Consider the following 23,300-nt stretch of genomic DNA (forward strand, 5'->3'; position numbering starts at 1 on the left):
TCCAATCTAACTAGCAGAGGGTTGCATAAACAACAGCTTTAATGGTGTGCATTCTGTTTTCTGCTTGATCAAAGACGTAAGATTGTTTTGATTCAAAGACTTCGTCGGTAACTTCCATTTCAGTGATGCCAAATTTTTCAGCAATGTCTTTGCCGACTTTGGTCTTGGTGTCGTGGAAAGATGGCAGGCAGTGTAAGAAGATTGCTTCTTTGTTTGCATTTTCCATAACTTTTTTGTTGATTTGATAATCTTTCAACAGATTGATACGTTGTTCCCAAATTTCTTTCGGTTCGCCCATGGATACCCAGATATCGGTATAAAGTACATCGGCGTCTTTAGTACCTTCTTCAACGTCATCGGTAACAGTGATGGTACAGAAGTTTTCAGCCGCAATCGCCTTGCATTTTTCAACCAGTTCAGGAGCCGGAGCAAGTTCCTTAGGACCGCAAGCCACATAGTTCACGCCAAGTTTTGCACAGACAACCATCAGGGAATTTGCAACGTTATTTCTGGCATCCCCCATGAATACAAATTTCAAGCCTTTTAAATGACCAAAATGCTCTTCAACGGTCAGCATGTCGGCAAGCATTTGTGTTGGATGCCATTCGTCAGTAAGGCCGTTCCAAACAGGTACGCCGGCATATTCAGCCAATTCTTCAACGATATCTTGAGAGAACCCGCGGTATTCAATACCGTCAAACATTCTGCCCAACACACGTGCAGTATCGGCGATGGATTCTTTATGGCCCATTTGTGAACCGTTAGGATCTAAGTAAGTCACACCCATACCTAAATCATAACCGGCCACTTCAAAAGAACAGCGAGTACGAGTTGAAGTTTTTTCAAACAACAATACAATGTTTTTGCCTTCCAGATATCTGTGAGGGACACCGGCACGTTTCATTTGTTTGAAGTCCTTGGAAAGATTCAACAAGTGACGAATGTCCTCAGTTGAAAAATCAACCAGTTTTAAAAAGTTCTTACCTCTAAAATTTTTTGCCATGCTTACTCCTCCTTGTTTTCTTTGTTGAAATAAACTATTTAAAATGCTTTCGGCATTTTACATCATACCATACTGTAAGACCCATATTGATTTTAAAAAAAGTTTTCTCTATAATTGAGTTACCAAATTTATACAAAATAATGCGAGCCTTATCAGATTGCCCTATCACTATACCATAAGTTCCACGTGAGGAGCGGACATTTCAGGGTTAAAAAATTGCCTTTGATGGAAAACGTTTATAAAAGATATCTGCCGGTTTATCCCTGTCCTTCCTCTCACTTACTTAAAGAAAGGTTATTATGAACAAGAAAGTCAACATTCAAGAGCCGAACAACGCCATCATCGACGAACGCAGGGTGGCATTTCTTGATATACAAACTGATGTCGCCCCAACAAAGCCTCTCCTTCACAAGGAAGCTCGGTTTCTTTTTGTCACCAACGGTCACGCCAAAATTAAGATACAAAATCATCTCTATACGATGAAAAAAGGGACTTTGATGGCACTGCTGCCGTGGCAGATCTCTGAAATTGTAGAAGTTGACGAACCGGTATCTTACTATCTTTTGGTCTATAAAATTGATCTCGTTTCAACTATCATTAAACAATATCTAAATATCAACAGCGAGACCATCGAGATTTTAGACTCCCTCTATGCCAGCAGTGCCATTGAGATTCCCCATGGCGATATGGACTCCATGAATAGCTACTTTGTCGATATGCGAAATGAAATCGGGATTCAGCCTATTGATGTGGACTTCGAACGTAAAGAGTTCTCTTCCATTTATCTCATCGCAAAAATCACTGAGCTGATTATCTATTACCTCCGACATATTCGCATTCAGGAGGATATGGATAAGCCGTTTCAAAGTGAAGATATCTTCAAATATATGTATCTGAACTCATCGTCCAATCTCTCTTTGGAATCCCTCTCTCACATCTTTTTTATGAGCGAAAGTTCCATTTCCAAGTACATCAAAACGGTGACGGGATTGGGTTTTTATGAACTTTTAAATGAAATGCGTCTGTCAAAGGCACACTTTTTACTGCTACACACCAATATGACATTGGAGACCATCGCCACCATCTTAAATTACAGCAACCCCTCTCAACTCTCCAAGGCCTTTTCCTCGGAGTACGGCATGGGAACCAAACAGTTTCGTCTCTCCTACAGTCAGATGGAATCTTTCACCACGATTCGCTATGATGAACGCGGTGCTAAAATCATTGAATATATCTACGACAATTACGCTGACGACATTGATATTGCCGACATCTCCAAAATTTTTGAGGTCACGCCGATATATGCCAACAAACTATTAAAATATCTCGTCGAGAAAAACTTTGTGAACTTTTTAAACTTTCTTCGCGTGAACCGAGCCTGCGAGCTGCTTCGAACCTCCGATCGCTCCATTGCAGACATTGCCATATTGGTCGGCTACAGCTCGGTGAAGACCTTTAACCGCAACTTTTTGAAATTCTATGATTTGACCCCCAGTGAATTTCGAAATCTCGCCACGGACTACAACTGATCGGGACATAGAAAAGGATAGTTCAAATGAACTATCCTTTTTATTTGTATAAATTATGCAACTGCAATAGTGCGTGGTCCACCTGGGCATAAGTTTGCGCCAAAGTGCCGCTGTTATCTATAATAACATCACTTTTCCCCCGCTTGATCTCAATGTCCAGCTGCGTATTAATTTTTTCCAAAGCCTGTGCTTCATCAATACCGTCTCTTGCCATAAGACGTTGTAGCTGTAAATCCTTCGGAACGTAGACAAGCCACACCCCATCGGCATGAAAATCATAGTCGTTAAGTTTTGTCTCCAGCTCAAAATAAAGCGGTAAGTCAATAAAATTTACACCCTCAGTCATGGCATCCTGAATGCGTTTAAAAATGGCTCCGTGCATAATGCGACCTAACACATCCAGTTTGTCAGCATGGGAAAAGACATATTGAGACAGTGCCTTTCTGTCGATGACCTGTCCTACCACCACATGCGGCGCGATATGGCGCGCAACAGCTTGTACAATTTCAGGCTGCTCATAGAGCTCATGGCTGATGGTATCTGCATCGATAACGTGATAGCCTTTCTCCCGCACATAGTTGGAGACGGCACTCTTCCCTGTGGCAATAGACCCGGTGATAACCACCTTACTTGGTTTCATAGAGATTATCTCCCACATTCATATCGATAAGAAGCTCCACATCCATATCTACGGCGTGCTCCATAAGTTCGTGCATCAGCGTTTTGACCGCCTCCACTTCATCCGCCGCCGCATCAACTACCAATTCGTCGTGAATTTGCAGAATCAGCCGGCTCTTCATCTGTTGTTTTTTTAGGCGTGCATAGACTTTGACCATGGCAATTTTAATAATATCTGCCGCCGAACCCTGAATCGGCATATTGATGGCTACCCGCTCACCGAACTGACGAATATTGAAATTTTTCGCACTGAGTTCAGGAATGTAGCGACGACGATGGAGTATGGTTTCGACATAGCCTCGCTTTTTTGCTTCAGCAACTTCGTCCGTCATATATGCTTTGATACCTTTAAAGTTGTCCAGATAATTATCAATGTATTCCTTAGCCACTTTTCTCGGAATATTTAAGTTCTGAGAAAGACCGTAATCGGAAATACCGTAGACAATCCCGAAATTCACCGCCTTTGCCTGAGACCTCTCATGACTTGTCACCTCGTCTAAAGGCCGCTTAAAGACCTCCGAGGCAGTCTTGCGATGAATGTCGATCCCTTCATTAAAAGCTTGGATCATGTGCTCATCTCCGGTGATGGCGGCAAGCACACGCAGCTCAATTTGTGAATAATCCGCGTCTACCAACTTGCATCCGTCACTGGCCAGAAAAGCTTTTCGGATCAGACGGCCCTCTTCATTTTTAATGGGAATATTTTGAAGATTCGGATCTTGAGACGAAATTCTCCCGGTAGCGGCCACCGTCTGATTGAAGTTAGAGTGAATCCGGCCGGTAAGAGGATTGATAATAGCTCGTAAGCCATCGACATAGGTAGACTTCAACTTGGTAAACTTGCGATAGGCTAAAATGTCGGCGATGATAGGATCGGCCTCGACCAGCTTCTCCAGCACCTCAACCGATGTGGAATAGCCGGTCTTTGTCTTTTTCATCACCGGCAGACCCATTTTTTCAAAAAGAACAGTGCCCAACTGCTTCGGTGAACCAATGTTAAAGGTCTCACCTGCTTGTTTGTGAATAGACGTCGTCAAGGCCTCAATCTTCGCTTCCAAATCCGCGCCGATGGCATCTAATACCGCCACATCGGTGTGGATGCCGACAAGCTCCATGGAAGCAAGTACTTCGGCCAGAGGCAGTTCCACCTTGTTGTAAAGTTCATGCATCCCCTGTTCTTCCAGCTTGTCATGCTGAACCTCATACAATTGGTAGCAGGCATTGAGATAAAAAGCCAGATAATCGCTAAGCTCATCGTCGGCCAAATCGCCAAAAGCCTTTCGCTTAGCACCTTTCCCCAGGAGCTCCTCTTCATCTTTAAACGTGGTCGCCAAATATTGTTGTGCCACATGGGCAATGTCATAGTTGGACTGTGTCGCATTGAGGAGGTATGCGGCAATTTCCCCATCGTGTACCAAACCGGCTATCGCCACACCGTAGTACATGAGAATGAGCAAGTCCTCTTTGATGCCGTGGCCCAACTTTTCGATACTGCCATCTTCAAAGACCGGCTTTAGGGTTTGAAGCATGGTCTCTGAAAAAGTCAAGACCGTTGGCGCCATATCTTTGACCTTCACTCCAAGTAACAGCGGTGTCACCCCGCGATAGATCTTGCCGTCGGTAATAAAGTGAAACGCAAAGGATCCTGCGCGCTGAATCTCTGCCGCCAATTGATCCGGTTGCACATCTCGAACTTTCAACACATCCTCACTGACGGCGTTTATCTCTTCCTTTTGATAAGCTTCCGGAAGTCTATGGAGCAAGGTCGTTAACTCATACTCGCGATAGAGATCGGCGAGAGTATCATAGTCATAGGCTTGTCTTTGTAAATCTTCGAGGCTCACGTCCAGAGGGACGGTGCGTACTATAGTGCCCAGTTTTTTTGACATGAAAGCCTGAATTTTATTTTCAACAAGCTTTTCCTTTTGCTTCGTCGCCTTCATGCCTTCCAAACTGTCATAGAGATTTTCTAAGGTCGTATACTCATGAATAAGCTTCAAGCCTGTCTTAATGCCAATGCCGGGCACACCGGGAATATTGTCCGAGGCATCGCCCATCAGTGCCTTCAAATCGATGAATTGTCCCGGCTCAAGGTCATACTCATCGCGGAGGTAGGCTACATCGACCACGTCCATCTCTGTAATGCCCTTTCTCGTTAAGAGCACTTGAGTCTTCGGCGATACCAACTGAAAATAATCCTTATCCCCGGTGAGAAGAATGGATTGCATACCGGCGTCCTCCGCCATTTTTGATAGCGTGCCCGCAATGTCATCAGCTTCATAAACCGGCGATTCCAGCACCGGCATATTCATGCGCTTCAGTACTTCCCGCACCAACGGAAACTGCTGCTCCAACTCACTGGGTGTCTTTTGCCGAGTCCCCTTATAATCTTTAAATATCTCCGAGCGAAAAGTCTTGCCCTTCATATCAAAACACACCACCACATGGGTCGGCGCAATCTTGTCGATAGCATTCTCCAGCATCTGCACAAACCCATAAAGTGCATTAGTATAAATGCCCCGCTTCGTCTTTAAGAGCGGCAACGCATAAAAAGCACGAAAGAATAAGGACGAACCATCTATTATCAGAATTTTTCCCATAGTATCACCTCATGGTTTTCATTATAACAGAAGGTTCTGTAAATTTCTCTTGACCTTTGCTTCGATTGACGGTAAAATAATCATGTTACGCCGGAGTGATGGAATTGGCAGACGTACCAGACTCAAAATCTGGCGGTGGCAACACCGTGCGGGTTCAAGTCCCGCCTCCGGCACCAAAATTTTTAACCCTGAACTTATAGAGTTCAGGGCTTTTTTATTGCCCGATAGTCTATACTCTGGTGTTTAGCTGGCAAATTCCACTACAGTTTTTATTTTACGTCAAGACGCACCACATATTTTGCACAATATTCACATTGATTTTATGTAAAAATTAGGTGAATATTTACATGTAGAAAGCCATTGGCTGTTTCAAACTCCACGCAAAATATTTAAGAATAGGATAATAACTGTATGCTTAGATGGTTTTTTACAGCAGTATATTTTTTGGCTTTCTTGTACGTAATCGATTTGATTTTCAGACACACCGTAAATCCGATCACTGACATTTTGGCAGTAGTTTGTTGGGTAGTGGCCTTTATCGCAAGCGTCATATTGGCCGACTATACCATAAAGAAGATCGAAGAAAAGTATTCTAAAAAATGATTGGTGACTCGGTACAGACACTAACCCGATCAGAATAAAGCAGGTATAATCAAAGCGGCAGTCAGTTGGACCAACTGACTGCCGCTTTGATTGACATATGCCGAGTTAAGTGGTGAGCAATGCCTTGGATATCCATTCTGTGACTCCTCACTGATGGGTGCTTTCAGCTATGTGCTGATCCTTCCAGGACATGGTTTTTTTCTTGTATATGAACAAGTAAAAAGCAAAAACTTAATCATTTATCGCTTACACTATTTTTCTTCCTCCATGCTTATTATCTAATAATGGTTAATTGTTCTAGTTAACTCTTTAACTCTGTTAAAAATAATAATAAACCTATCCCTGCGCGTCCAAACTTAATTACTTAAAGTAAAAAACACTCTGTTTTGACCAGAGTGTTTTGCTTAAGGAAAATTTTGTTATTCTACGCTGTCTTGAATCAAACGCAACCAATCCTCTACGATTGACCCCATACTGCGACGTACGTATTCATGGGAATTGGCAGCTTCCATAACTTCAAAGTAAGCCCAATGGGTTGGTTTGAGATCCGTAAATGATTTGAGTAGACTTTGATTTTCTAATGCTTTTAAACTTTCTACATCAGCTTTCCGATCGTAAAGACGATTGAGCAATGTGGCTACTTCAGCCCGGTTAATCGCAGCATCAGGACGGAATGTCCCGTCAGGATAGCCGGTAATACGTCCATTTCCATAGGCTTGATTGAGCGCGTCTTCGTATAAGTGTCCTTTAACATCCTCAAAAGGAGCGACTGCACTATTGGTTTTATCTAAAGGTTGGATGAGTTTAGCCAATTCAGCCCGAGTAATAGCGTCGTCAGGTCGGAAAGGCTCACCGGATTTTTCCACCAACAGATTGTGAGCAAAGGCAGCATTGATATACTTGTTATACCAGCCATCTTGTGCGGTATCTGAGAAAACCGTATGCCCTCCATCATCGAAAGTATATCCTTGTAACCGCGCGACTACAGCCACGGCCTCAGCGCGCGTCATATTCCCTTCCGGAAGAACCACACTTTCAGGGTAGCCTTTTAAGTAGGCTTTGTGAACTTCTGTCTTGACAGGATCAGGGAGCATGTTTATACCACTGACATCTATATACCAAGGATTTCCATGTTCAGGCTCAGGTTGAGGTGCGGGTTGAGGATCTTCCTCTTTGGTAAATTTCCAAATGCCTGTAAACAGTAACTCACCGTCGCCTGTTGGGACACTACCTTCTTGAGGTTTCCAAGTATCAAAAATCCATACTCCCCCATCTACGATAAATTCCGGAACTTTAGGTGGTTCAGGGACAATCCTTGAACCTTCCGCAGCATACGAAGCCTGAGGCAGCAGATTATTCAGTTCTTCAGGTAAAGGTTTAGAAGTATCGGCACTTTCAAAAACATACTTTACCAATCGCGACGGATTTGGATAGTAGTTAATATCATAATGATTCAATAAGGAATATTCTAAACGATTCCCAGCGCCTTTAAAGCTATTTTCAGAAAAAGCTAAATTGGTAAAATCCTGATAGTTATCCGGAGGGAATAAGAAATACCTTGCCTGATTCCCTTGAAAAACGACCGTATCCGCAATCATAAGATTTTGGTATTTGTTCCGATCAGCAGGATTTTGATAGCTATATTGTGTTGTAAAGATAGCTCCGCCTCCCGCTCCACCGGCCTTATTTTTCTCAAATCTTGAATCCCCGGTAATACTTGCCTGAGCATAGATACCATCATCCCCGAGATAAATGGCACCGCCAGAACTCGTTGCGATGTTTTCTTCAAAAAGTACATTCTCCAAATTTAATGTCGGTACGGTTGTCATACTAGAATCTGCTTGGACACCAATAGCGCCACCAAAATCAGCTTGATTTCCTTTGAAGAGAGAATTTTTGATGGTAGCCTGTGTGGATTTTTCCATAGCAATAGCACCGCCCAGACCATTTCCCAATTTTGTACTATTGTTGATAAACTGTACGCCATCAGCAAACAGTTTGCTGGAAGTATTCAGGTCTATAGCACCACCCCATCCACTGTCGTAAGACGGGAAATCTTTAGTAGTAAAATTTTGCAACACTACATTGATAAGATAAAGTTCATTGTCCCAGATGACATCAATTCCTTGAACCCGATTATCTCCATCCAGAATGACATTTTCAAAAGATAGATGCACTGTCGGATCACTCCCGAACGTTTTTGTCGCTGTAAATAAATACAGTTGATTCATGTTCCACTCTTTTTGAGGATAAATCCTTTGAGGTTGTGCTGAATTGGCTGAAACAATAGTTATATCATTTCGAATCATGGTAAAGTGAGGTAATTCTAAATCTTCATAAAGAGTCAAACGATACTTATACGAAAAAAAGGAATTACCTTCAGGCTTCAGTAATTTTGTTTCTTCATCTTTTAAGTTTGCCAGAATATTCCCTTGAAGAATTCGAGGATCCGGACCATTTTGTCCTATTTGCGCAATTAAATCCAAACCCCGTCGTGTATTATGCTCCGTAGGTTCAGGGCCTTGCAATCCGGACGCTACAAAGCCAATCTCCTGAAAATTCTTATCGTAATAAATAGATACGCCTATTTGGGTCTCTTCTAAAATATAGGCTGTATTCTCCGGTACACCTTCGGGCAATGTTGCTGCATAAACTTTTTCGGATCTGTTCCCTAAGGCAAAGAGGATCATCAAGAAAAAAAGTTTTAAAAACATTTTTTTCTCTACTACACGGTATTTTTTCATATTTTCTCCTTTCTGTATCCACGGTCTTTCCATTTTTATTATATATCTTTCGAAGCGAAATATATTATATTCTTTATTTTTTTTTTTTAAATTTACTTTATTGCAAACCGCTCATAAAAAAAGTACTCTATAGGTTTTCCCCCAAGAGCACTGTTTGCCTCTTCCTTTTTAACACGTTTCCTTCTCTGTGATCCGACACATACTCATAACAAACAAGGTCCATGGACATCGTGATAGGCCTATTCATCGTCCACAGATTCATCATCCATTCAAATACACTATTTTTAGTGCTATTTATATTTCTTCCTGTTTTTAAAAGAGACTTCGCTACTAACGGCAGATCCCAATACCATAACAATCCCGATCATGGCCAGAGGACTGAGCGCCTCATGCAAAATCCATGCCGAAAGCAGAATGGCCAGGACAGGATCAATGTAACTCATAAGCGCCACCGTCTGTGCTGGAAGGTCTTGAACACTCTCAAAGTACAAAGTGTAGGCAAAACCGGTGTGAAATATCCCGGCGAGACAGAGCAGCCCTAGCCCCATGCCGCTCCACTGAAGTGCAGTGAGGTCTTCTGTGACGATCAGATAAGGCAAGATTGCTGCGGCCGCCACGCCGAGCTGAATCAGTGTCCGTTCGATCGGCGGTACAGCTTCATTATACTTATTGATCACAATAACCGAAGCATAAAAGACTGCTGCGCCGAGGCCGTAGAGCGCACCTTGCATACCGATAAATCCTGTCTCCAAAACACCGGAGACAAAGACCATCCCCACGACGGCAATCAAAGCGCAGAGTCCTTTCTTTAACGTGATCGTTTCTTTGAAGACAATACGAGACGCAAAGATCACAAACACCGGCGCCATGTAGTAGCAAATAGTAGACACCGACACAGTAGTATAATTGTAGCTTTCAAAGAGGAGAATCCAGTTGATTCCCATAAACACGCCGGAGATCACAAGCGGCATGGCGTAGCGCTTTATGCCTTTCATATCAAAGCGTCCGGACTTCAGTTTCAGCACCCCAAGTAAAAAAATCACTCCGATAAAAGCTCTGGCAAAGGCAATAAGCGTCGACGAGTAAGGAATATAACGCCGAACCAAGCCGATGGTACTGAAAATAGTCATGGCGGCGATGAGTTGACATTTTGCACAGTTCATAGCACACCTCCTAGTAAAGCGGGATAATATTTGAAGCATTATACCATATCATCAGCTGTAACACCATGAACTCGAAACAACGTATCCACTTCCTAATTTAAACTCAATTACTTTTTATAATTTATTTTTCTATTTTACGTGAAACGTATTAAAAATCGGGTAAGACATAAATGGAAGTTGTTGCAACATTTTAAATTTAAGAAAGAAGGATGACATGAGTTACATAATTGGACACGACAGTGATGTACCTGAATTTTTGAGACAACCAGAGCCTATTACTCCGATCACCGACGTAAAGGACTATGATATCGTCATTATCGGTGCAGGATCCCCCGGCGTCCCTTGTGCCTTGCGAGCAAAAGAATTGGGACTTAAAGTCTGCGTCGTGCAAAAAGAAGCGACAGCCAGCGCCTGTGGCAACATTGGCTCCGGTATTCTCGTGGATCAAAGTTCCAAAGACGACATTGAAAAGATCATCTCTAATGAAATCGCCGCCAATGACTACCGTGCAAAACGCAGCCTGATTGCTCACTGGGCATATCATTCCGGGGAAGCCATTACCTGGCTTATTGACAAAGCTAAGGCCGCAGGATGTCAAATCACTGATGAGGGCGACGGTATGCACACCGCTCTGAACAACGAGCTGAATACCGATGTACATTTTGTCACATCCGTCTTTGGACCGAAACCATACAATACCGGCACTGCCATGACAGAACTGATTGAATCCGAGTTGGCTGAAGGCATTGATGTCTTTTACAACACTTGCGCCGAGCAACTGGTCAAAGACGGCAACCGCGTCATCGGCGTTGTCGCTAAAACGGATGACGGCTACGTTCAATTTAACGGCAAAAAAGGTATCGTCGTGGCTACCGGCGATTATCAAAATGATGATGCCATGTTGTCTTACTACCTTCCTGATGTCGTGAATTTGGAAAAGAAAAAAGAAGGACGCACCGGCGACGGTCATAAGATGATTGTTTGGGCCGGCGGTACCATTGAAAACATCGGCCATACCAAAATGTGCCACGACTTTGATGGCGGTCCGGCACCTATGATGAGCTTGCCTTATCTTCGCGTCAAACGCAATGGGAAGCGATTTGCCAATGAAACGGTAGGCATGGAATATATGAACTGTTTTCTTCTCTCCCCTGAAGACGCAGGCCATTATATGCAAATTTTCGACAGTGACTACATTGAAAAATCTCAACACTTAAAAGGGGGTCAGGCTGTCCCTGTGGCGGAATTGAAAAAATTCATGCCTGAGGAAGACGTCGCGGATCGCACCGGTGTCATCCCAGATCAAATGGCCACCTTTAAAGCCGATACTTTAGAAGCATTGGCAGAAAAACTGGGCATCACCGATGCGGCTGCCTTTGTGGACACTGTCCACCGCTACAACGACATGGCCAAAGCTGGCCACGACACGGAAATGGGTGTGGATGCCGATCAGATGGTCACCGTGGACAAGGCCCCTTTTTACGGTATACATCGTCATATCCGCCTGACCATGTGCTGCTCCGGGGTCAACATCAACGAACACCATCAATGTTTGGATGCGGACGGTAATCCGATTGAGGGCCTCTTCGCCATCGGCAATTTGGCAGGCAATATGTACGGCGCTGTGGACTATCCGCTGGGTCTCGTCGGCATTAATCTCGGCAACAACTATACCTCCGGCTATACCACTGCCAATTATATCGCTTCGTTATAAGCTGTAAAAATCCCTCGAGGCAAACAACAGTCAGTCAGTTTTTGGGTACTGGCCTTTGTCGCAAGTCTGATATTGGCAGAATATACCGTAAAAAGATAGAGGAAAAGTATTCTCAAAAATAAGTGTTCGGTACGAATACGAATCCCGATCAGAATAAAGTAAATAGCAACGAGGCAGTTGGACAAACCGACTGCCTCGTTGTTGTGTAAAAACACTAATTATATTGCAAACAATGGCCTCAGACAGGTTGGAGCGTCGGACATTTGCTTCGCGTCACCTCACAGTCCTCGAAAGCTCGACCTTCTTCTCACTTGAAGTCCCGTTAGACATTGTACCTGTCTTTGTCCATGGATTTTTATTGTGACATCGCCGCTTTACGGCGCCTTTGATACAGAGAGACGATGGCCATGCCGATAAGTGCATGTATGACAATAGTCCCGCCTGTTGGTAGATCGTAGTAATAAGAGAGTACGATGCCGAGCATGGTATAGATAAAACCCAACATAATGGAAAAAAGAAAGACCTGCTTGTAACTTCGACTCACTATCAGTGCCGTTGCCACAGGTAAAATGAGAATGGAGGCGATCATAAGTGCCCCGACAATTTTACAGCTAAGGGCAATGGTGATGGCGGTAAGGGCTGTCAAAACACCGTTGGTTACAGTTACATTCACCCCTGAAAGCCGTGCCAGCGTGTCATCAATGGCAATATTGATCAACGACCCATAGAGTGCAATACTAAAAAATACCACGCTCAAAAAGACTATGGCTACATGCATCACATCCTCTCGCGTCACAGAAGCAATACTTCCAAAGAGATAGGACTCAAAGTGATTACCTCCCGGTGCAAACTTCGTTAACACAGCTGCGATGCCTAATCCTATACTGGTCACTACCGCCGTCGCCATATCGCCATGAGTCGGAAAGCGATGACGGATGATTTCAATGGCAAAAGCTGCTACAACGCAGATGACAATCGCCCCGATGACGGGATCCATCCCAACTATTAGCCCCAATGCCACACCGGAAAGCGACGTGTGGGATAAAGCGTCCCCCATCATACTGGTTTTTCGGCTTACCATCACAACACCAATCATGGGAATCATAATGGAGAGCATTGCCCCTGCCAAAAGAGCATGGCGCATAAACGCAAATTCTAACATATTTTAAGCCTCCCATCTTCCATGTGATAGCTTGACGTCAAATTAAGATGCCGTCGAACCAATTCCATGTCGTGCGTCACAATAATCACCGTGATATGGTCTTCAGCATTTGCAGTGTTAATCAGCTTTAAAAAGCTTTCTTTACTCGCCTTGTCCACCCCTGCCGTAGGCTCATCAAGGATAAGCAGCTTGGGCTTGTTGATCAATGCTCTTGCAATCATGGTACGCTGCTTTAAACCTCCTGAAAGCTCATTGTAAGGCGTCGTTTCATATCTGTCCATGCCCATGGCGCGCAACATTGCTCCGGCTTTCTCATAGTGTCGTCGTCTTGGCACTTTAATCCTTCCAAAACTATGGAGCAGATTCAATGCCACCATTTCACACGTCGTGATGGGAAAACCCATATCATTAAATGTTTGAACCTGCGGGACGTAGCCGACATCTCGAAAATCTTTTATGGCGGTGCTGTCTTGCCCAAGGAGTTTGATCTGCCCTCTTTGAGGCCGCAGATGACCTAAAAGCAATTTGAGCAATGTACTCTTCCCTGAGCCGTTGCCGCCATGGATGGCCACCATCTCCGACGGTTGTACCTGTAAATTGACATCTTTGAGCACCAATGCTTTCGTATAGCCAAATGACACACCTTGGATATCAATGCTGAACATTGTTCACCTCCGTTAACGATGTATAAAGTTTCTGTAAATTTTCTTCCATAATAACCGTGTAAGAACCCACATCGCGACGGCCGGCATCGGTGATATATTCCATACTGGTGAGGGGCTCAATACGGCCATGAATCTCTTCTGCTAAGGTTGCTGCCGACTTGGGCGGCATGGTATCCTCATAAAAAATAGTGTGAATGTGGTTTTCCTCACAATAGCCAATGGCCTTTTTGATGGTTTTCAAACTCGGCGACTCGGTGGAAATCAACCCCTGAAGCGGATACTGTTTCAATCCGAACTCTTGAGCCAGGTATTCCCACGCGTAATGCGTCACGACAAACTCCCGCCGATCCGCCGGCAAGGCATTAAACTTTTCCCGGTAGTATGCGTGCAGTTGCGTCAATTTGTCCAATGCTTTCACACTGTTCTTTTTATACACTTTCTCATATTCCGGATACATCTCACTCAGGGCTCTCGTGATTTCTACAACGTAGGCCTTGGCATTGGTAATAGAAAGCCATGAATGCGGATCGTAGGTCACTTTATCCTGCCCGGACGTCGAGCCCTCAAGAAGCGTTGTGACATCGAGACTTTCGTCGCCTTGCATCAACGTATACGGCAAAATCATTTCACTGACGCGATCACAGACCACATACCAATCGCCGGAAGTGGGCAGTTCAAAAAACACTCTGCCGCTTTGATGCCCCATCTCCAAGGTATATACGGCACCCGGTTTGACCTCGATCGTCGCTTTTTGAGCAATCAGTTCACCTTTCGCCTGCATAAAGTTTTTGCCCACCTCAATGAGTTGCTCCAAATGATCGTCATCACTTTGAAAAAAGCTCACCCGCATCACATCTTCATGAGTGTGGCCGAATTCAAATTTATAGGTAACGCCTCTTTCGCCTCGAAACTTTGCCATATATTGAAAGTCTCCAAGTTCTGCTGCCCCTTTATACGAAATGAGCTCCACTTTGTTGGATAAGTTCACCACAGGAAGTTCCGGCAAGTTCGCCGTGACCTGTGCCGACCACCGTTCTAAGTTGGCGCCGTTCAAAAAGAGGAGATCGCCTTGTGCCAAGGCATTTAAATTCTTTGCTGTCGGTTCCCACATGTGCGGATCCCCATCGGTGGGCATAAACGATTTGACCGTTACCGTATCCCCGGCAATTTGCCGCACCAAGTCATAGATGGGATAAAACGAGGCATAAACTACCGGCTTTTCCTTTTCCGACCTCGGCGTTCCACTGCATCCGGTGAGGGCTATCAAGGCCATAACGCTTAGAACCGTCACACGACATATCTTGCGTAATATCATAATGTCTCCCTAAAAATCAAACCCAAGACACTGCTTGGGTTTGGCCTTCACATAGCGTTTATCCGACAATCTCATGTATAACTTGCTCTTCGGTGGAATCCGGGTCTACAAAGACCGGCCACCAGTTTTCATCTTCAAGGGCCGGATCGTCCACGCCCGCTCCGTGACGGATATGAAAATGAGTGATGTCGCCTTCCCCACCGTGAGGTGCCATAAGTGCCAGGACTTTATAGGATTCGGGCACGTCACCTTGCGCTTCAAACACCGCGAATTCACCATGCTCCTTACCTTTCCCGATGGTCTTCACATACTTGTACACACCGGAAGCAATAACTTGGCCGGCTTTATCTTTTAAAGTTATCGTGTCACCGGAAAACTCAATGGATGCCACCTCAATATGGGCACCCGCTTCGTGCTCCGCAAGTAATTCCGACCCTTGTTTGCCTTCAGCTGCAGCCTTTTCATCAGCTGCTTTTACAAGATAATCTCGATCATAAAATGTGGTGATACTGGACCACACCGGATGAATATCTTCCCATTCAGAAAGAGACACCGCATCAATATCCTCTAGCGCAACCTGCGGGGCATTCATTGCATTCTCACCGACGGCGGCATTGCTGCTATTCGTCGTAATCGCATCGGCCTGCTTTTCTTCTTGAGCACAAGCTGTGAGTGCTGCCATGACGGCGATGCAAAGTCCTAAAGTTTTTAAACTGCGTTTTAATCTATTGTTCATAATAACCTCCTTGAACGAATCTTTGACTTTAAAGTTAGTCTAACCTAATATATTTAGTTAGTCAACCCTTACTTTTTATGCATTATAAAAAATCTCAACCTCGGCGGAGCACTCCGGGTTGAGATCGTGGTTGCTATAGGTATGGCCATGAGCTAACTTTACTATTGAAACATCCGGTAGATGAAAGTCATGTACGATGTTCATTGAGATAAATCAGCTCGCCGTGAGGACAATTTTTGGGATAGTTCAAAAAGCTGTTCATAGCTTCTAACAGCCGATCGGAAGTAGCATGTTCCAAAAGGTCGGCTTCCCGATGTACATCCGGCACATCAAAATCCAGCTGATTTTGCAAAAAAGTTTCCCAAATGCGGTGAATCGAAACTTTCTTCTTGGCAATGACCATCCCCTGGTCCGTCAAAAAAAGCTTCCGTCCTTCTGCCGTGACCAAGCCTTCCTCTTTCAGTCTCTTAATCATCTCGGTGACGGACGGCTTGGAGATATCTAAATAATGACTGATGGACACATTGTTCGCATAGCCGTGGTTTTCAATTTGTTTAAAGATGGTGATAAGATAATCTTCTTTTGTCGGTGTCATAGGTCCCTCTCTTAGTTTCTCAGCCTCACTGTGACACGCAGCTCAAACGTCTGTCCCACTGCCTGTACCACATGGGTGAAGACACACTTTTACCCAGCGTCGGCAAGTATCATAGACCAAACTGCATTCACTGTACCATTAGATAAAGATACGATAGCACGCCCCTGCTACCGAAGACTTCGTTGTCTTTTTCAATTTTTTACCCTTTACTTATAAATTTATTCACACGCATGAAGCCAATCCCTTCGCCTATCCATAAATCAATCGTGTTACAATAACACTATACACTCTCTAACTTTACGTTCGTTCAATAAGTGAGGTCATTATGCAATCACCATCTGTTAAACTATCGAAACTTGTGTTGTGGATCGTTATCGCTCTTATTGTCCTTCCTATTCTCTATGCCCTGACGACACAAAACCCGAAAGGCACCAATGTACACGGAGAATTTCATGATGCCGAGGCAACTTTTATCTACGATCTCAGCGCTGAGAAAGACGGCACCGCTCTGCGCCGTCACAACATCTTTGCTCAGGAAATGGATCTTATCCGACAGGCCACGTCCTTTCTTGTCGTCGATCTCTTTCTCTATAATGACAATTACACCCCAACAGGTTTGGACTACCCAAAGCAGGTACAGGCCATGACCGACTTGCTTATTGCAAAAAAAGTTGCAAACCCTCAGATGCCCATCATTTTTATCACCGATCCCATCAACAACTTTTACGGCGCCTACCTTCAATCTCACATCAAGAGGCTGATGGACGCCGGTATTGATGTGACCATCACGGATCACAATACCATGCGTGATTCCAATCCGTTGATTTCCGGACCGTACCGCGCTTACTTCCAGTGGTTCGGCACCAGCGGCAAAGGTTGGCTTCCAAATTTTTTTCAGAAAGACGGACCGAAAGTCACTCTCAGATCTGTCTTGAAACTGGCAAACTTCAAGGGTAATCACCGCAAAGTCCTCATCAGTGACAAAGAAGCCATTGTCGCTTCGGCCAATCCTCACGACCCCAGTGCATTTCACTCCAATGTGGCTATACGTTTCAAAGGCTCTGCTATAAAAGATCTGCTTCACTCGGAACTTGCCCTTATCGCGCGGAGCTATCCTGCATTGGAGGCCTTTGAGCCGAATCCTGTCACCTCAACAGATGAGCTTAAAATTGCGACCGAAGGTGCTATCGGCAAAAATCTTCATAGTGCTATTGCCGCGACACACCCGGGTGATGCGATTGATATTGCCATCTTCTACATCTCCGATTTCACGCTGTTAAACGACTTGGGCGAAGCGGCGGACCGTGGTGTCAAGGTACGAATTATCGCCGATTTGAACAAAGATGCCTTCGGTATAGAAAAAAACGGCAGTCCCAATCGGCCGGCCTTGAGTGAACTGATAGACGAGCACCCCGCTATTCAACTCCGATGGTACAACACACACGGTGAACAGTTCCACACTAAGATGGCCCACATCACGTACCGTGACCGCCCTGCCATTGCCATTCTCGGCAGTGCCAACTTCACCCGCAGAAATCTGAGAGACTTTAACTTGGAGACTGATGTGGTGCTTAAGATGGATCGTAAGTCGCCGTTACACGATGCTATGACCCGTTATTTCACCACCCTTTGGCACAATAACGGCGCTCAGTATACCTTGGAGCCCCAAACTTTTTATGAATCCGGGTTTATTCGTCGCACTCTGTGGAAAATTCAGGAAGTCACCGGCCTGTGCACGTGGTGACGTGCATACAATAGTCAATCGGAATATAAAAGTTTCTTTACAAAATTTTTCAACTAAAACGCTGTCAAAATTCTGATTTTCTGTTATAGTTTTAATAAAAGGAGGCGTATTGCCATGAAAAATTTCAAATTCACTTCAAAACTAGCTCTTATTTTTTCACTTGTCGCAGTTCTTGCCCTGAGTACTGCCTGCGCCGGCGATCAAAAGGAAGACTCTGCCAACACTGCGGCTGAAACAACGGAAAATGCAGAAGCTACTACTTCAATTGACAAGCTCTCTATTCAGTTCGTTCCATCCCGTGACCCACAAGAAATTGTCACTGCAACGGAACCGCTAAAAACTTTACTTAAAGATCAACTCAAAACCCAAGGTATTGACGTGGGCGAAGTCGACATCACTGTAGGTACCAATTATGAAGCTACCGGCGAAGCACTCTCTGCCGGAACCGTCGATGTGGGTTTCATTCCAGGCGGCACATACGTCCTCTATGATGACGGTGCCGATGTCATCCTAACAGCAACCCGTAAAGGTCTGTCTGTCGATTCCGACCTAGCCAAAGACTGGAATGACAACAAACCTACCACCCAATCTGACGAACAAGTCACTTTCTATCGTGCGCTGATGCTCGCCGGTCCATCTGAAAAAGGCCGTGAACTGGCAGCCAAAGTCAACGCTGGTGAAGAGCTGAGCTGGGATGATTTAAACTCTGCGAACTGGTCTGTTATGGGTCCTTCCTCTCCTGCAGGTTATATCTATCCATACCTCACCCTTCAAGACAACTACCAAAAAGGTATCACCGATTTGGCCAATGTCGTTCAGGCTGACTCCTATGCCTCAGCTTTTGCTCGTTTAGCTTCCGGACAAATTGACGTCCTCGCTTGCTTTGCCGATGCACGTCTTGACTATCAGGAACAATGGACTACTGAATTCGGCGGCAAAAATGATATTTTCACCGACGTCGATGTCATCGGTGTCACCGACAAAATCTACAACGACACGATTTCCGTATCCAAAAATTCCGAGATTATGACTGACGAGTTCAAAGCACAGCTGACTCAAGCCTTTATGGAAATTGCTAAAACCCCTGAAGGTAAAGAAGTCATCGCTATTTACAGCCACGAAGGTTACCAAGAAGCCAACGCTGCAGATTACGATGCTGAACGAAAAGCTCAAGACCTTATCAAAGAAATGAAGAATAACTAATCCATCCCATTAAGAGCTCCCTGATGGGAGCTTTTTTTCTTAAGGAGATATTATGATTGAATTTAAAAACGTGTCCAAAGTCTACCCCAACGGCGTTCAAGCCTTATCCGACATCGATCTGACTATTGACGACGGCGAATTTGTCGCCATTATCGGTCGCAGCGGCGCCGGTAAGAGCACCTTGATTCGTACCATCAACAAAATGCACAACATCAGCTCCGGCACACTCACAGTAAACGGCCATGATGTATCTGCCCTCTCCGGCAAAGACCTGCGAGCTTTTCGCCGTAACATCGGCATGATCTTTCAATCTTTCAACCTGGTCGAACGCACCACCGCCATGAATAACGTCCTTTCCGCTTTTGTGCCGGATATGTCGCCGCTCAATGCAATGATAGGCAACTTCCCGGAAGCCATGAAATTAAAAGCACTGGAGTCTCTGGACTCGGTGGATATTTTGGAAAAAGCCTACACACGTGCCGACCAACTTTCCGGCGGACAAAAACAACGGGTCGCTCTCGCCCGAACCCTTGCCACTAACCCGAGCATTATCCTCGCCGACGAACCGGTTGCCAGTTTGGATCCCATCACCGCCAAGCAGGTTATGGATTACTTTAAAAAAGTCAATAACGACGGCATCACCATTCTTTTAAATATTCACCATGTGGAACTGGCCTTGGAATATGCCACACGAGTTCTCGGCATTCAAAACGGACGCATTGTCTATGACGGGCCTGCAAATAAGGTGAACGGTGACGTGTTAAATGCTATCTACGGCGACACAATGGAGTTTGGCCATGTTGAAGCGTAAATCCTACACCGTCAACGGTAAATCCGTCGTGGAAAAGCCAAGCTACGTCCCACTTATCATCGCATTTATCCTGGTCTTTACTTTTGTCTCTGCACAAGTGACGGACTTTTCCATGGGAGAGATTATTGACAACTTCAAACAGCTGGGCGTTATCCTCTCCGACTTGTTCCACCCCAACTTCGCCTATGGCGACAAAGTCGTACGCCCGTTACTCGATACGGTCAAAATGAGTTTCCTCGGATCATTTCTTGGCGCCTTTGTGGCTCTTCCCTTTGCCTTTTTAGCCGCCAATAACATGATCCGAAATCGCCTGGTCAATTACCTGATAAAGCTGCTCTTTTCCGTGATTCGTACCATTCCGACTCTGGTCTCCGCTCTCATTGCCACCTATATCTTCGGCCTCGGAACTTTGGCCGGGACCACAGCTATTTTTCTCTTTTCCTTCTCCTATGTGGGCAAGCTCACTTACGAACAAATCGAAAGCGTGGACATGGGCGCCTATGAAGCTATGTTATCCATGGGCTACACCACGTCCATGGCTTTTATCAAAGGTATTATTCCGGAAATCATGCCCAATTTTCTCTCCACCTCGCTTTTCAACTTCGAGGGTAATGTGCGCTATGCCAGTATCTTAGGCTATGTCGGTGCCGGTGGACTCGGACTTCTGATCAACGAAAATATCAACTTCCGGGACTACAACAACGTGGGCATTATTCTCTTCATGCTGTTGGTGGTTGTTTTCTGCATTGAAAAGCTGTCGAAATATTTAAGGAGTCAACTGAGCTAATGAATACAAAACTACACGACACGTTAAAGCGAGAGCCATCTCGCCGCGGCTATATTGCCATGATTTGTATCATCACCTTTGCGATGCTTTTATGGTCGGCAGGCGTCATTGAGATTAACACCGGTGCCAACGGCCTTGGCATTGCGAAAAACATTATCAAAGGCATTCTCACCCCGGACACAGAACTGCTCTTTAATTTTGGGAAGACCGGCGTCCTTTATCTGCTTTTGGAAACCATATGTATCGCTTTTCTCGGCACGATTATCGGCTCTGTCCTCTCCATACCGCTGGCTTTTTTGGCATCGAACAACATCGTCCCTAAGCCGGTGGCAAGCGTAGTATCCCTGGTCATCATGGTCATTCGTACGATTCCCTCCATTGTCTACGGGCTGATGTTTATCCGAGTCACCGGTCCCGGTCCGTTTGCCGGGGTCCTTACGATGAGTTTTACCTCCATCGGTATGCTCACCAAACTTTTCAGCGACACTATTTTAGATCTGGATAAGAACATCTTGGAATCCTTGGAAGCCCTTGGTCTCACTACCTGGCAAAAAATTCGCTACGGTATTTTGCCTCAGCTGGTTGCAAGCTTTATCTCCACGGTTATCTACCGCTTTGACATGAACCTGCGTGACGCCACCGTCCTCGGTCTTGTCGGTGCCGGCGGGATCGGATCGCCGCTGATGTTTGCCATGAACTCCTACCGCTGGAATGCCGTAGGCGCCATTCTCCTCGGTCTCATTATTCTGGTTCTCATCATCGAATTTGTCTCCACACGCATTCGCGCCTACTTGGTTCGAGGTGAATGATGAAGCTCTTCTATACCTCGGATGTCCACGGCAGTTACTTTGCCACAGACTACACCTCACGTGACAGCCTCCCCACCGGTCTTATCTCCATGATCCGAAACGTCAACGCCGATGTGAAAATTGACGGCGGTGACACGCTACAGGGCAACGCTTTGTCCTACTTTCTGGCGGAACGAAGCGACTTCGCCGTCCACGGTAAAATTTTTACAGCCTTGGGGTACGACTACATCGCACTGGGCAACCACGATTTCAACTTCGGCTATGACGGGCTCAAAGCCTTTTTATCCACCGCGCCCCAAGCTATCTGCGCCAATCTTGTGGATCAGAGAGGCGAGCTGTCTGTCGCACCTTACGTCATCGTCCACCATCAAGGCTGTACCTATGGTATTACGTCCGTGGTCACGGATTGGGTGACTATTTGGGATAAGGACAACTTAGAGGGCCTAACGATCACTGACCCATTTGAGGCGGCGAAAGCTATGCACGCCAAGCTGAGTCGGTGCGACGTAACCCTGCTAATTTACCACGGCGGCTATGAGCGTGATCTTGCGACGGATACTCTTTTAGAGACGACCGGCGAAAACATCGGTTGTCAGCTCATTGATGAACTGGACTATGACATGGTGCTCACCGCTCATCAGCACCAATTCACACCGGGGCAGTGGCGAAACCATAGCTTCACCTTACAAAATCAGGCCAACGCTCAATCAGCCTTTCTCATTGATATAAACCGCTCACAGGACGATCTTGCCATTGACAGCACACCGTGTACAGTGCAAGGTATAGCCACCTTGCCAAGCTTTGACGGCTTGAACGATCAGGTTCAAAATTATCTGGATCAGCCTCTTGCAACACTCTCCCGAGACTACCTGCCTGAGGATCATCTCACCATGGCTCTGCACGGATCAGACTTGGCAAATCTCATCAATAAAATTCTTCTCACTTACTTTGACGCCGACGTCTCTCTGGTGGCCTTTGCCAATGATATCACGGGACTGAAACGAGATCTCACGATTCGAGATGTTTTAAACACTTATAAATTCACCAATCTCCTGGAAGTGGTAACCATTGATGTGGCGACCTTAAAGGCCGCAATCAATCACAATATCGACTACGTGCTCAAAGACGGCGACCATTTTAAAATCAATCCGAAATATGTGCTTCCTAAAGTCGAACATTACAACTTTGACTTTTTCTACGGGGTTGACTATACCGTCAACTATGATGCCACACCTCGAGTGAGCACACTGTATAAAGACGGTCGCCCATTGGATGACAAAGACACCTTGCGTCTACTCATCAACAGCTATCGCAAAAGCGGCGCCGGCGGATTTAGCATGTACACCGATCTTCCCGTCGTCGCAACGTCTGATAAAGATGTCGTGGAGCTTCTCATCAACTACTTTAAACAGCATGGCGATACTTTTTAATATAAAAAA

At 45.3% G+C, this 23,300-nt stretch carries 18 protein-coding genes and 1 tRNA gene; 9 read left to right on the forward strand and 10 right to left on the reverse strand.

Features of this window, described 5'->3' with window-relative positions:
- Positions 1-10: 10 nt before the first annotated feature.
- Complete coding sequence (argF, locus tag O6R05_RS04885) at positions 11-1,003, reverse strand: ornithine carbamoyltransferase (RefSeq protein WP_271190880.1); 993 nt, start codon at positions 1,001-1,003, stop codon at positions 11-13.
- Positions 1,004-1,302: 299 nt separating this feature from the next.
- Here argF and O6R05_RS04890 point away from each other — a divergent pair, with 299 nt between their 5' ends.
- Entirely contained in the window at positions 1,303-2,532 is a 1,230-nt protein-coding gene (locus O6R05_RS04890; protein ID WP_271190881.1) for a helix-turn-helix transcriptional regulator, read from the forward strand.
- Positions 2,533-2,572: 40 nt separating this feature from the next.
- Here O6R05_RS04890 and coaE read toward each other — a convergent pair whose 3' ends face one another.
- Both coaE and polA read right to left on the reverse strand, forming a co-directional pair.
- Positions 2,573-3,172, reverse strand: a complete 600-nt coding sequence (coaE, locus tag O6R05_RS04895; protein WP_271190882.1) for a dephospho-CoA kinase — start codon at positions 3,170-3,172, stop codon at positions 2,573-2,575.
- Positions 3,159-5,810, reverse strand: coding sequence for a DNA polymerase I (gene polA, locus O6R05_RS04900; protein WP_271190883.1), 2,652 nt, complete (start codon positions 5,808-5,810; stop codon positions 3,159-3,161). The genes coaE and polA overlap by 14 nt, the downstream gene beginning before the upstream one ends.
- Positions 5,811-5,899: 89 nt before the next feature.
- Here polA and O6R05_RS04905 point away from each other — a divergent pair.
- Positions 5,900-5,986: transfer RNA gene (locus O6R05_RS04905), tRNA-Leu, on the forward strand.
- A gap of 846 nt (positions 5,987-6,832) precedes the next feature.
- Here O6R05_RS04905 and O6R05_RS04910 read toward each other — a convergent pair.
- Positions 6,833-9,157 (reverse strand): S-layer homology domain-containing protein, encoded by a 2,325-nt coding sequence (locus O6R05_RS04910; protein ID WP_271190884.1) that lies wholly within the window; start codon positions 9,155-9,157, stop codon positions 6,833-6,835.
- Between the two features lie 290 nt (positions 9,158-9,447).
- The gene (locus tag O6R05_RS04915; RefSeq protein WP_271190885.1) at positions 9,448-10,320 is read right to left on the reverse strand and encodes a DMT family transporter; all 873 of its coding nucleotides are present in this window, start codon (positions 10,318-10,320) and stop codon (positions 9,448-9,450) included.
- A 214-nt stretch (positions 10,321-10,534) separates the two neighbouring features.
- On the opposite strand from O6R05_RS04915, the gene O6R05_RS04920 reads away from it, so the two are divergent.
- Positions 10,535-12,034 (forward strand): FAD-binding protein, encoded by a 1,500-nt coding sequence (locus O6R05_RS04920; RefSeq protein WP_271190886.1) that lies wholly within the window; start codon positions 10,535-10,537, stop codon positions 12,032-12,034.
- Positions 12,035-12,389: 355 nt separating this feature from the next.
- Here the strand turns inward: O6R05_RS04920 and O6R05_RS04925 are convergent, their stop codons facing one another.
- From O6R05_RS04925 to O6R05_RS04945, 5 genes are all read right to left on the reverse strand, one after another.
- Complete coding sequence (locus O6R05_RS04925) at positions 12,390-13,196, reverse strand: metal ABC transporter permease (RefSeq protein WP_271190887.1); 807 nt, start codon at positions 13,194-13,196, stop codon at positions 12,390-12,392.
- Complete coding sequence (locus O6R05_RS04930; protein ID WP_271190888.1) at positions 13,190-13,861, reverse strand: metal ABC transporter ATP-binding protein; 672 nt, start codon at positions 13,859-13,861, stop codon at positions 13,190-13,192. The genes O6R05_RS04925 and O6R05_RS04930 overlap by 7 nt, the downstream gene beginning before the upstream one ends.
- The gene (locus O6R05_RS04935) at positions 13,848-15,176 is read right to left on the reverse strand and encodes a metal ABC transporter substrate-binding protein (protein WP_271190889.1); all 1,329 of its coding nucleotides are present in this window, start codon (positions 15,174-15,176) and stop codon (positions 13,848-13,850) included. The genes O6R05_RS04930 and O6R05_RS04935 overlap by 14 nt, the downstream gene beginning before the upstream one ends.
- Before the next feature lie 58 nt (positions 15,177-15,234).
- The gene (locus O6R05_RS04940) at positions 15,235-15,912 is read right to left on the reverse strand and encodes a ZinT/AdcA family metal-binding protein (RefSeq protein ID WP_271190890.1); all 678 of its coding nucleotides are present in this window, start codon (positions 15,910-15,912) and stop codon (positions 15,235-15,237) included.
- Between the two features lie 187 nt (positions 15,913-16,099).
- Positions 16,100-16,507 (reverse strand): metal-dependent transcriptional regulator, encoded by a 408-nt coding sequence (locus O6R05_RS04945; RefSeq protein ID WP_271190891.1) that lies wholly within the window; start codon positions 16,505-16,507, stop codon positions 16,100-16,102.
- Positions 16,508-16,832: 325 nt separating this feature from the next.
- Here O6R05_RS04945 and O6R05_RS04950 point away from each other — a divergent pair, with 325 nt between their 5' ends.
- The 6 genes from O6R05_RS04950 (at position 16,833) to O6R05_RS04975 (ending at position 23,291) form a co-directional block, all read left to right on the forward strand.
- Positions 16,833-18,251, forward strand: a complete 1,419-nt coding sequence (locus O6R05_RS04950; RefSeq protein WP_271190892.1) for a phospholipase D family protein — start codon at positions 16,833-16,835, stop codon at positions 18,249-18,251.
- 114 nt (positions 18,252-18,365) lie between these two features.
- On the forward strand, positions 18,366-19,454 hold the full coding sequence (locus tag O6R05_RS04955; protein WP_271190893.1) for a phosphate/phosphite/phosphonate ABC transporter substrate-binding protein: 1,089 nt from the start codon (positions 18,366-18,368) through the stop codon (positions 19,452-19,454).
- A 52-nt stretch (positions 19,455-19,506) separates the two neighbouring features.
- Entirely contained in the window at positions 19,507-20,265 is a 759-nt protein-coding gene (phnC, locus tag O6R05_RS04960; RefSeq protein WP_271190894.1) for a phosphonate ABC transporter ATP-binding protein, read from the forward strand.
- Positions 20,252-21,052 carry a phosphonate ABC transporter, permease protein PhnE gene (phnE, locus tag O6R05_RS04965; protein WP_271190895.1) on the forward strand — a complete coding sequence of 267 codons (801 nt, stop codon included), beginning with the start codon at positions 20,252-20,254 and terminating at the stop codon, positions 21,050-21,052. Before phnC ends, phnE (O6R05_RS04965) begins: the two co-directional genes overlap by 14 nt.
- A complete protein-coding gene (phnE, locus tag O6R05_RS04970; RefSeq protein WP_271190896.1) occupies positions 21,052-21,861 on the forward strand; it encodes a phosphonate ABC transporter, permease protein PhnE in 810 nt (269 codons plus the stop codon). Before phnE (O6R05_RS04965) ends, phnE (O6R05_RS04970) begins: the two co-directional genes overlap by 1 nt.
- A complete protein-coding gene (locus tag O6R05_RS04975) occupies positions 21,858-23,291 on the forward strand; it encodes a bifunctional metallophosphatase/5'-nucleotidase (protein ID WP_271190897.1) in 1,434 nt (477 codons plus the stop codon). Before phnE (O6R05_RS04970) ends, O6R05_RS04975 begins: the two co-directional genes overlap by 4 nt.
- Positions 23,292-23,300 lie beyond the last annotated feature (9 nt).

Origin of the sequence: Peptoniphilus equinus, from assembly GCF_027921445.1 — a bacterium.
GTDB classification, from domain to species: domain Bacteria; phylum Bacillota; class Clostridia; order Tissierellales; family Peptoniphilaceae; genus Peptoniphilus; species Peptoniphilus equinus.